We start from the raw sequence: 9,648 nt of genomic DNA on the forward strand, positions 1-9,648 counted from the left end.
TTCTTGGAGTCGTTTTTAGAGATGAAGTTATAAATACTAATTAGGTCTTGGAGAGCTTCGGGTTCGACGATGACGCGATAGGTCATTTAAGAGTGGATCACTTTTTCGATAGCATGAGATAGATCAATTCCCTCATTCTTAGAGATATTGTTGATAGCCTGCTCTACTTTGAGTTTTGCTTCGTCAAACGAGATAGCAGGATATTCATTTTCTTCGATAATCTCAATTTTATCTTTCGGAAGAATCTCTAAAAGACCCATTAACTTATCGTAAATCGTATCATGGATAGTGAGTCTGAGCGTATGCATTCTTACGTCCTCTATTGTTCTTTCAATTGCTGTATTTAAAATTGTATCATTGATTTTCGTAATTATGGCAGAAGTTAGGTACAACGTAAGCCGGGTTCTGGATGAAGTGATAATTAATCTACTGCCTAGATCACTCTAGGCCTCTAGCGAAACAATAGCGATGTAGGACGCTAACCATCTGTTTCTTGCTGCCCGGTTGGGTTTACATAGCTCTCTTAGTTGCCTAAGAAACTGGTGGGCTCTTACCCCGCCGTTTCACCCTCACCGATACTAAAGTATCGGCGGTCTACTCTCTGTTGCACTATCCCTCATGTTACCATGGCCATCCGTTAGATGGAACCGTGTCCTACAGCAGCCCGGACTTTACCTCTTGGGATTACTAGTTCCAAGCTATCACCTGTTGTACCTAAACGTAATTATAGGGGATATTAGATTAAATCTTAATCGGAAAGTTTATAGATCAAACGTCCTGCGTATTCCATGTAGAGACTTTTTTTATGCAATTCGATCTCTTCTTGATTCATCAGGGCATAACTCTCTACAATGCGGTTGAGATCATCTTCATGGTGTTGTTGCATCAGCATCTTTTCCATAACCGCAATTTTCGTAATAATTTCATCAAAATCATACTGGTATAAATCTTCACTCACTTGTTTGGCGATATCCCAATACTTCGATTGCGGTGAACCGCTGAAAATATCGTCTTCGTCTTCGAATAGTGCTTCAAATCTTGACATAATGAACTCCTTTTGTGTTATGACAGGGTATCAAACTATAGATTAAGTGGGATGGAAAGGGAAAAATTAGTCTGTCGGGGGAATTTCCCGCCTAAGCGGAAAATTAAGAAGCCATCGCTTCGAGAGCGTATTTTTTACCGAGATCGTACGCTTTGTTGTTAACATCGTGTACTTTTGCCGGTACTTTTGAGAGCATAACGCCGCGAAGTAATTCATCGTCCAATGCTTTCATAAACGTGTTAGCAATCGCAAGAGCGATAACCGATTGAGTAATAACGTTTCCAACTTCATCTTTTGCGATGGTGATGATAGGAATCTCAACGATGTTCCATCGTTTACGATCTTCATCACTCGGGTGAACCAAGTTTGGCTCAACAACAATCGTACCACCCTCAGAAACACCACCTTTAAAAAGGTTGTAGCTCGCTTGGGCAACAGAGAGCATGAAATCGATCTCACCGTCATTTGCATACGGGTAGAAAATCTCTTCATCGTCCAAAGTGATATCAACAACGGTCGGTCCACCACGAACTTGTGAGGTATAGGTAGCGGTTTTAAGACCGTGTCCACCCTCTTTGATTTTTGCAGCAGCGAAAATCTCTCCCGCAAGAAGAACACCCTGTCCGCCAACACCTGTAAATCTCATTAATGTTCTAGCCATAGTGTTCTCCTTAAATTTTCTTCGCGAAATCGTTTTGGGTAATCGCTTTACGTTTACCTTGGTGGAATGCTTGTACCTCTTTGTACATATCGCAGTATTCTTTCGCATTTTCGTCGTGTTTCAAAACTCCCGTAGGGAATTTATTCATTTTTTCTTCTTCGCTTAGTGCTTCCCATTTTTTCAATGGAGTTGTAATGCTGTCGATCCACTCAAGGTTTTCCATTGCACTTTGCATTTTGTTTTTACGGCCAAGGTTGATATGACAGTTAGACATAACATCAAAGAATGAAAATCCGTTGTGTTGGAACCCTTTTACCAAAACTTTTTCAAGTTTTTTCGGATCAAGCATCGTTTCACGCGCTACGAATGAAACACCTGAAGCAATCGCAAGTTTACACGCATCGAACGTTGGGTCGATATTCCCCGATTTTTGGCTCACCGTCCACATACCCTGAGGTGTTGTCGGTGAAGTTTGGGAGTTTGTCAATCCATAAATGAAGTTGTTGATCATTACGAAATTGATATCGATGTTACGGCGGCATCCGTGAATAGTATGATTACCACCGATTGCCATCGCATCACCATCACCCGCAACACAGATAACGTGTTTATCAGGATAAGCTAATTTGATTCCAGTTGCAAATGCGATCGTACGACCGTGTGTCGTATGAACCGTGTTAAAATCAACGTATGATGAGAAACGCCCTGAACATCCGATACCGGATACGACACACACATCATCTTGTTTCCAACCACAAGTTTCGATTGCTCGAATAACGGCTTTTAGAATGACACCGTCACCACATCCCCAACACCATAGTGTTGGCATTTTTTCTAAACGTAAATATTGGTCATAATTGAAAGCCATTAGATGATCTCCTTCACTTTGTTAACGATTTCATACGGAGAGATAGCTCGTCCGTTCACTTTATACAAACCGTGAATATCGAGACGGCTTGCAACACGCTCAACTTCTTCGGTGTATTGACGAATGTTCAACTCAACACAAAGAACATTTTTCACTTTGTCGGTGAAATGTTTAATACGTGTCGCCGGACTCGGCCAAAGGGTAATCGGACGGAAAAGACCCGCTTTGATACCTGCTGCGCGAAGGTGACGGATCGACTCTTTAGCCGCCAATGATACTGAACCGTAAGCGATGATCAATACATCGTTTTCTTCGAGATCATCACACATATACTCTTCGTTCAACTCAAGCTCATCTGTGTGATTCATAACTTTGTCTTCGAGACGTTGGATCAATTTACGGCACGTTTCGATCTCTTCAGTCGGGAACCCTTTACCATCATGGTGAAGCCCTGTAAAGTGGTAACGATACCCTTCGAACATCGGGTTAAGAACCGCTGCTTCATCATCGCCGACACCGTATGGACGGTAATCAGCAGGTGCACCTGTAAATACTTTACGAGGAACGATCCCTTTTTTAACATCTTCGACTGTTGGGATCATTGCTTTACCGTGCATGTGACCGATTGTCTCATCCAAAAGGACGATTACCGGCTGCATAAAACGGTCAGCAAGATTGAATGCACGAACCGTTTCGGTATAACATTCAGCCAAGTTCCCTGCACAAAGGGTAATAGAGCGATAGTCACCGTGTGATGGGTTACGCGCTTGACGTACGTCACCTTGAGATACACGTGTTGGAAGACCCGTTGATGGACCACCGCGCATAACGTTGACAAGAACCAAAGGAACCTCTGCCATTTGCGCTAAACCAAGGTTTTCTGCTTTAAGAGATACCCCAGGACCTGATGTAGCAGTCATAGTGCGAACACCCGCCATACCTGCACCTACTGCAGCTGCGATACCTGCGATTTCATCTTCCATCTGAATACATGTTCCACCTACTTCAGGCAAAAGGTCTGAAATAGTATGCATTACTTCTGATGATGGAGTAATCGGATATCCTCCGAAAAACATACATCCTGCGTCTACCGCAGCTTCAGCCGCCAAATCGTTACCGGTTGAAATTACTTCTCTCAATTCCATATTTTGCTCCTTTTAAGCGCTAAGCTTCATGTATTTATTTTTCTTGATAGCTTCAGCTCTCTCTTTTGCTTGATCTGAAAGTTTTGCAAACTTGAATTCAGATTTATCCGCTACATAAATAGCAAAATCAGGGCAGCTTAATTCACAATCATTACAGCCGATGCACGATTGTGGTTCAATAATTTCAATCATTGCTCCCAAAGTTGATTTTGGCTCAAGTTTCATTGCTAAGACCCCTGCCGGACACACTGATACACAGATATCACAAGCTTTACATCTTGCTTCATCAACCCACACCGGAGTGTTTTCTGGCGCTTTATATATTGACATTCCTTCTCCTTGATTAAGTTAAACTAATTTATTTTACCGAGTGCACACGACACAAAGCTTTTGGCTTTTAGAATCGTATCTTCGCTAAATCCTCGCTCATCAGTGGTTAGAGGATATCCGAGACTTCTTAAAATAGCCTGAACTTGTGCTAATTGCGCCTCGTCTGCAATCTCTACTGTTACTTTACGAGGCTCGCACGATAGATCAACACTGACTTTTTCAAATCCACTTTTTTGAAGTGACGTAGTGATCGTATTGGCACACCCGCCGCAACGAACATTAGCTACTTCAAAAGCCTTTTTCATAGCGATTATTTTCCCATCACTTCTGCGATGGCTTTACCGATATCCGCCGGAGAAACAACGACTTTCACACCCGCTGCTTCGAGAGCCGCCATTTTTTCCGCTGCCGTACCGGCACCACCGGAGATAATCGCCCCAGCGTGACCCATACGTTTACCAGCCGGAGCTGTTTGACCAGCGATGAATGCAACAACCGGTTTCGTGATGTGTTCTTTGATATAGGCTGCTGCTTGAATTTCCAAGTCTCCACCGATCTCACCGATCATAACGATCGCATGAGTTTCAGGATCCGCTTCAAACATCGGAAGAAGTTGCTTATAGCTCAAACCGATGATCGGGTCACCGCCGATACCGACCGCTGTGGTGATACCGAATCCCTCTTTAACCACTTGGTTTGCTGATTCATACGTCAACGTCCCTGATTTAGAGATAAGTCCGATATTCCCTTTTTTGAAAATAAAGCCTGGCATAATTCCGATTTTACACTCATCTGCCGTAATGATTCCTGGACAGTTTGGCCCGATAGTCATCATATCTTTTTTAACCGCATACGCTTTTGCAAACATCATATCTTTTACCGGAGCACCTTCGGTAATAATTACCGCAAGGTTAATTCCAGCGTCTGCTGCTTCCATAACGGCATCGGATACGAAAGCCGGTGGAACAAAAATCATAGATACAGTAGCTCCTGTATTTGCAACGGCTTCAGCTACGGTATTAAATACCGGTTGACCAAGGTGCTCTTGTCCACCTTTACCCGGAGTAACACCACCGACGATTTTGGTACCATATGCCATACATTGCTCTGCATGGAACGTCCCTTCTTTACCTGTGAAACCTTGAACGATAACTTTTGTATCTTTGTTAACCAAAATAGACATTAATTACTCTCCCTTAGCTGCTGCAACGGCTTTACGTGCACCGTCTGCAAGATCGGTTGCCGCTACAATATTGGCAATTCCGGCATTGTTTAAAATTTCTGCCGCTTCAATAGCGTTGGTTCCATCAAGGCGAACAATAACTGGAACATTAACATTAGTGATTTTTGTTGCCTCCAAAATGCCGTTAGCAACGCGATCACAACGGACGATTCCACCGAAGATATTGACAAAAATTGCTTTAACATTCGGATCTTTAAGGATAATTTCAAACCCTTTTGCCACTGTTTCAGCACTCGCTGAACCGCCGACGTCAAGGAAGTTAGCCGGTTTCCCACCCTCATAGTTGATGGTATCCATGGTTCCCATCGCAAGGCCAGCACCGTTAACCATACAACCGACGTTTCCGTCAAGTTTGATATAGCTAAGACCATATTTATCCGCTTCGATCTCTGTCGGTTCTTCTTCTGTAAAGTCACGCATTTCGTTGACTTGCGATTGACGATAAAGAGCATTGTTGTCAAAGCCCATTTTTGCATCAAGTGCCAAAAATTTACCATCACCTGTTTTAATCAACGGATTGATCTCAATCATTTCTGCATCGTGATCCATATAAACACGATAAAGTGCAGCTGCAAATTTAATGAAAGCATTGATCTCTTCAACCGCCAAACCTAAACCAAATGCTAATTTACGACCATGAAAGCTTTGGAATCCAGTTAACGGGTCAATAGAGACTTTGATTATTTTTTCCGGAGAATCGTGCGCAACGTCCTCAATCGCCATACCGCCCTCAGTTGACGCCATCATAATCGGCATTTCAGAAGCACGGTCGAGTAACATACCGAGGTAATACTCTTTTTTGATATCGGCACCCTCTTCGATGTAAACTTTTTGAACAAGTTTCCCTTCAGGTCCTGTTTGGTGAGTTACGAGTTGCATACCGAGGATTTCTGCCGCTAACTCGCGAACTTCTGAGGTTGAACGGGCTAATTTTACACCACCGCCTAAACCGCGCCCACCAGCGTGAATTTGAGCCTTAACCACCCAAATACTTCCACCAAGTTCTTGAGCCGCTTTTACTGCCTCATCGGGTGTAAAAGCGATATGTCCGCGTGGTGTCGGTACATTGTATTTTTTGAATAATTCTTTTGCTTGATATTCGTGAATATTCATCCATTCCTCCTGTTTTAAGTTTACGCTATTGGTCTTGTCATCTCTTCAGGGATGACATATTTATCAAACTCTTCGGCTGTTAGAAGACCGAGGCTGATAGCGGTCTCTTTGAGTGTTGAGTTCTCTTTGTGGGCTGTTTTGGCAATTTTTGCCGCATTTTCATATCCGATATACGGATTCAATGCTGTAACCAACATCAATGAGTTATTCAAATACGCATCGATTTGATCGCGTACCGGCTCGATACCGATAGCACAGTTATCGTTAAATGAATTCATAGAATCAGCGAGAAGACGAACCGACTGCAAAAAGTTATACGCGATAACCGGTTTGAATACGTTCAACTCGAAATTCCCTTGGCTTGCCGCGAAACCGATACACGTATCGTTCCCCATTACTTGACACGCTACCATCGTTACCGCTTCACTTTGAGTTGGATTGACTTTACCCGGCATAATGGATGAACCCGGCTCATTTTCAGGGATCGTAATCTCACCGATACCGCAACGTGGACCAGATGCCAACCATCGAACATCATTCGCGATTTTCATCATATCAGCCGCGAGTGCTTTGAGGGCACCGTGAGCAAATACAAGTGCGTCATGACTTGTGAGGGCATGAAATTTATTCGGAGCGGTCACAAACTGATGACCCGTAAGTTCAGTAAGTTTTGCCGCAACACGCTCGCCTAGTTCAGGATGAGCATTAAGCCCTGTACCGACTGCTGTACCGCCGAGAGCGAGTTCACGTACCGATTCAAGTGAATCTTTTGCCATTTTTTCGCATTTGTTGAGCATCTCCACCCAACCGCTGATCTCTTGACCTAACGTCAAAGGAGTTGCATCTTGGAGGTGAGTACGTCCGATTTTTACGATGTCACTGAACGCTTCAGCTTTTGCAGCCAATGTTTTACGAAGATGATCGATTGCAGGTAAAAGACGAGTTTCAACCGCGATAACCGATGCGACGTGCAATGCCGTAGGGTAAGTATCGTTTGAACTTTGAGATTTGTTGACATCATCATTAGGATGAACCAATTTTTGAGTTCTGAAATCACCGCCGAGAATCTCTGTCGCACGGCTTGCCAATACTTCATTGTTGTTCATATTGGATTGTGTGCCTGAACCCGTTTGCCATACAACCAACGGATAATGTGCGTCTAGTTTCCCAGCCAACATTTCATCCGCTGCTTGAGCGATAGCATCGGCTTTTTCTTTGCTAAGCATCCCAAGATCGCAGTTAACTAATGCAACCGCTTTTTTCAAATATGAAAATGCACGGGTGATTTCATACGGCATTTTCTCTTCACCGATTTGAAAGTTCTCTAATGAACGCTGTGTTTGTGCTCCCCAGTAAGTGTCATTCGGTACTCGAACTTCACCCATTGTATCTTTTTCTAAACGAAAACTCATATTTATGCTCCTTGAAAGAAATTGTTATCATTAAGAGTATCAATCAACGATTGAACCGATGCACATGAACGTGCAAACATCTCTTTTTCTGTATCGTCGAGGGTTACTTCAATAATTTTTTCGGCACCATTTGCACCAAGCATGACAGGTACACCACTTACAACATCATGAAAGCCATACTCTCCTTCAAGATAAACAGCACATGGGTATATTTGTTTCGTATCTTTTAATATTGCTTCAACCATAATTGCAGTTGATTTTGCTGGTCCATAATAAGCTGAACCCGTTTGGAGCAATGCAACAATTTCAGCCCCACCTTTACGTGTACGCTGAACAATCTCTTCAATCTCATCATGATTTAATACATCCGATAACGGTACGCCTGCAACCGTTGAATAACGAGGAAGAGGTACCATGTCATCTCCGTGACCACCCATGACCGAAGCACGTATTTGTCCCCCGCCGTAACCGAGTTTTTCTTGGATAAATGCTGCCATTCGCGAACTATCTAAAATACCAGCCATACCAATAACACGGCTACGATCAAAACCACTCTCTCTGAGAGCAACGTAAGTCATAGCATCCAGTGGATTAGATACCATAATAATAATTGCATTTGGAGAATATTTGGCTACTCCTTCGATGACTTCACGCGTTACATTCGCATTAATCATCAATAAATCATCACGGCTCATTCCAGGTAAACGTGGACTTCCTGCCGTAATGACAACAACATCACAATCGGTCAAATCTGCCATTGTATCAGCAGCACTCACAATTGTATGGCTTCTAATTGCAGAGGCAGCTTGTGACATATCAAGAGCTTTACCTTTTGCAATTTCAATTTTATTATCACGCAAAATAATTTCATGGCAAGAACCAAGCATTGCAAGTGAATAGGCTATGGTCGATCCGACATTTCCTGCCCCTACAATTCCGACACGTTTACCTTTTACCATTTCCGTACCCCTTGTGTCATATCAATATTTCTCTATATTAAAGGAGAAATAAAAGACGATTCTATCGCCTTTTATCTATAGAAAAAATTCTACAGATAAAAAACGATCGGGGAATTCCCCAATCGCGTAATATTAAATTGCGCCGATAATAGCGTTCAATGTTGCACTTGGGCGCATTGCCGCTGTTAATTTTGTAACATCTGGGTGATAATAACCACCGATATCTTGATGTTTCCCTTCTACAGCGAGAAGTTCTTCCATGATTTTTGCTTCATTTTCGGATAACGCTTTAGCCACGTTAGCAAATTTTGATGCAAGATCTGCATCGATAGTTTGCTCAGCCAACGCTTTTGCCCAGTATTGAGCCAAGAAGAAATGACTCGCTTTGTTATCCGGCTCACCTGCTTTACGTGATGGCTCTTTGTTATTATCCAAATACGCTGCGTTTGCAACATCGAGAGCCGCAGTAAGAGCACTCAATTTGTTGTCTTTTTTCGTTTTATTAATGTGACGTAGTGACTCTGCAAGAGCCAAGAACTCACCCAATGAATCCCAACGAAGGTGACCCTCGTTTACGAATTGCTCAACGTGTTTCGGAGCCGATCCGCCCGCACCTGTTTCAAACAAGCCGCCACCTGCAAGCAACGGAACGATAGAGAGCATTTTAGCCGATGTTCCAAGCTCAAGGATAGGGAACAAGTCAGTCAAATAGTCACGAAGAACGTTGCCGGTTGCTGAAATGGTGTTAGCGCCTGTTCGTACACGTTTCAAAGAGAATGCCATCGCTTTTTCAGGTGCCAAAATGTGGTATTCAATCCCTGATTTATTGAATTCAGGAAGGTATGCATTTACTTTTTTGATGATCTCTGCAT

Annotated in this window: 12 protein-coding genes and 1 other RNA gene; all 13 read right to left on the reverse strand. The window is 43.0% G+C overall.

The annotated features are described in order from the left end of the window. Positions 1 to 86: 86 nt before the first annotated feature. A complete protein-coding gene (locus WA010_RS11240; protein WP_422557206.1) occupies positions 87 to 308 on the reverse strand; it encodes a hypothetical protein in 222 nt (73 codons plus the stop codon). A 71-nt stretch (positions 309 to 379) separates the two neighbouring features. Continuing rightward, an RNA gene (rnpB, locus tag WA010_RS11245) (RNase P RNA component class A) lies at positions 380 to 717 on the reverse strand. A 31-nt stretch (positions 718 to 748) separates the two neighbouring features. Continuing rightward, a complete protein-coding gene (locus WA010_RS11250; RefSeq protein WP_422557207.1) occupies positions 749 to 1,045 on the reverse strand; it encodes a DUF2018 family protein in 297 nt (98 codons plus the stop codon). 103 nt (positions 1,046 to 1,148) lie between these two features. Then, positions 1,149 to 1,706: a 2-oxoacid:acceptor oxidoreductase family protein gene (locus WA010_RS11255; protein WP_299989993.1), complete on the reverse strand. Its 558-nt coding sequence runs from the start codon at positions 1,704 to 1,706 to the stop codon at positions 1,149 to 1,151. Positions 1,707 to 1,716: 10 nt separating this feature from the next. Continuing rightward, entirely contained in the window at positions 1,717 to 2,574 is an 858-nt protein-coding gene (locus WA010_RS11260; protein WP_422557208.1) for a 2-oxoglutarate ferredoxin oxidoreductase subunit beta, read from the reverse strand. Beyond that, on the reverse strand, positions 2,574 to 3,719 hold the full coding sequence (locus WA010_RS11265; protein ID WP_422557209.1) for a 2-oxoglutarate synthase subunit alpha: 1,146 nt from the start codon (positions 3,717 to 3,719) through the stop codon (positions 2,574 to 2,576). Before WA010_RS11265 ends, WA010_RS11260 begins: the two co-directional genes overlap by 1 nt. A gap of 12 nt (positions 3,720 to 3,731) precedes the next feature. After that, the gene (locus tag WA010_RS11270; RefSeq protein ID WP_422557210.1) at positions 3,732 to 4,049 is read right to left on the reverse strand and encodes a 4Fe-4S dicluster domain-containing protein; all 318 of its coding nucleotides are present in this window, start codon (positions 4,047 to 4,049) and stop codon (positions 3,732 to 3,734) included. Between the two features lie 23 nt (positions 4,050 to 4,072). Further along, on the reverse strand, positions 4,073 to 4,354 hold the full coding sequence (locus WA010_RS11275) for a heavy-metal-associated domain-containing protein (RefSeq protein WP_422557211.1): 282 nt from the start codon (positions 4,352 to 4,354) through the stop codon (positions 4,073 to 4,075). Between the two features lie 5 nt (positions 4,355 to 4,359). Continuing rightward, positions 4,360 to 5,232, reverse strand: a complete 873-nt coding sequence (gene sucD / locus WA010_RS11280) for a succinate--CoA ligase subunit alpha (RefSeq protein ID WP_422557212.1) — start codon at positions 5,230 to 5,232, stop codon at positions 4,360 to 4,362. 3 nt (positions 5,233 to 5,235) lie between these two features. Beyond that, the gene (gene sucC, locus WA010_RS11285; protein WP_422557213.1) at positions 5,236 to 6,405 is read right to left on the reverse strand and encodes an ADP-forming succinate--CoA ligase subunit beta; all 1,170 of its coding nucleotides are present in this window, start codon (positions 6,403 to 6,405) and stop codon (positions 5,236 to 5,238) included. A 20-nt stretch (positions 6,406 to 6,425) separates the two neighbouring features. After that, entirely contained in the window at positions 6,426 to 7,817 is a 1,392-nt protein-coding gene (gene fumC, locus WA010_RS11290; RefSeq protein ID WP_422557214.1) for a class II fumarate hydratase, read from the reverse strand. A gap of 2 nt (positions 7,818 to 7,819) precedes the next feature. Further along, the gene (gene mdh / locus WA010_RS11295; protein WP_422557215.1) at positions 7,820 to 8,776 is read right to left on the reverse strand and encodes a malate dehydrogenase; all 957 of its coding nucleotides are present in this window, start codon (positions 8,774 to 8,776) and stop codon (positions 7,820 to 7,822) included. A 132-nt stretch (positions 8,777 to 8,908) separates the two neighbouring features. Beyond that, a partial coding sequence (locus tag WA010_RS11300; RefSeq protein WP_422557216.1) for an NADP-dependent isocitrate dehydrogenase occupies positions 8,909 to 9,648 on the reverse strand: 740 nt, incomplete at its 5' end.

The organism is Sulfuricurvum sp., from assembly GCF_049305995.1.
Lineage (GTDB): Bacteria > Campylobacterota > Campylobacteria > Campylobacterales > Sulfurimonadaceae > Sulfuricurvum.

Excerpts from the sequence above, each read along its gene's own strand:
- WA010_RS11240 (WP_422557206.1), bottom strand. The coding sequence starts at position 308 with ATGCATACGCTCAGACTCACTATCCATGATACGATTTACGATAAGTTA.
- WA010_RS11250 (WP_422557207.1), bottom strand. The coding sequence starts at position 1,045 with ATGTCAAGATTTGAAGCACTATTCGAAGACGAAGACGATATTTTCAGC.
- WA010_RS11255 (WP_299989993.1), bottom strand. The coding sequence starts at position 1,706 with ATGGCTAGAACATTAATGAGATTTACAGGTGTTGGCGGACAGGGTGTT.
- WA010_RS11260 (WP_422557208.1), bottom strand. The coding sequence starts at position 2,574 with ATGGCTTTCAATTATGACCAATATTTACGTTTAGAAAAAATGCCAACA.
- WA010_RS11265 (WP_422557209.1), bottom strand. The coding sequence starts at position 3,719 with ATGGAATTGAGAGAAGTAATTTCAACCGGTAACGATTTGGCGGCTGAA.
- WA010_RS11270 (WP_422557210.1), bottom strand. The coding sequence starts at position 4,049 with ATGTCAATATATAAAGCGCCAGAAAACACTCCGGTGTGGGTTGATGAA.
- WA010_RS11275 (WP_422557211.1), bottom strand. The coding sequence starts at position 4,354 with ATGAAAAAGGCTTTTGAAGTAGCTAATGTTCGTTGCGGCGGGTGTGCC.
- sucD (WP_422557212.1), bottom strand. The coding sequence starts at position 5,232 with ATGTCTATTTTGGTTAACAAAGATACAAAAGTTATCGTTCAAGGTTTC.
- sucC (WP_422557213.1), bottom strand. The coding sequence starts at position 6,405 with ATGAATATTCACGAATATCAAGCAAAAGAATTATTCAAAAAATACAAT.
- fumC (WP_422557214.1), bottom strand. The coding sequence starts at position 7,817 with ATGAGTTTTCGTTTAGAAAAAGATACAATGGGTGAAGTTCGAGTACCG.
- mdh (WP_422557215.1), bottom strand. The coding sequence starts at position 8,776 with ATGGTAAAAGGTAAACGTGTCGGAATTGTAGGGGCAGGAAATGTCGGA.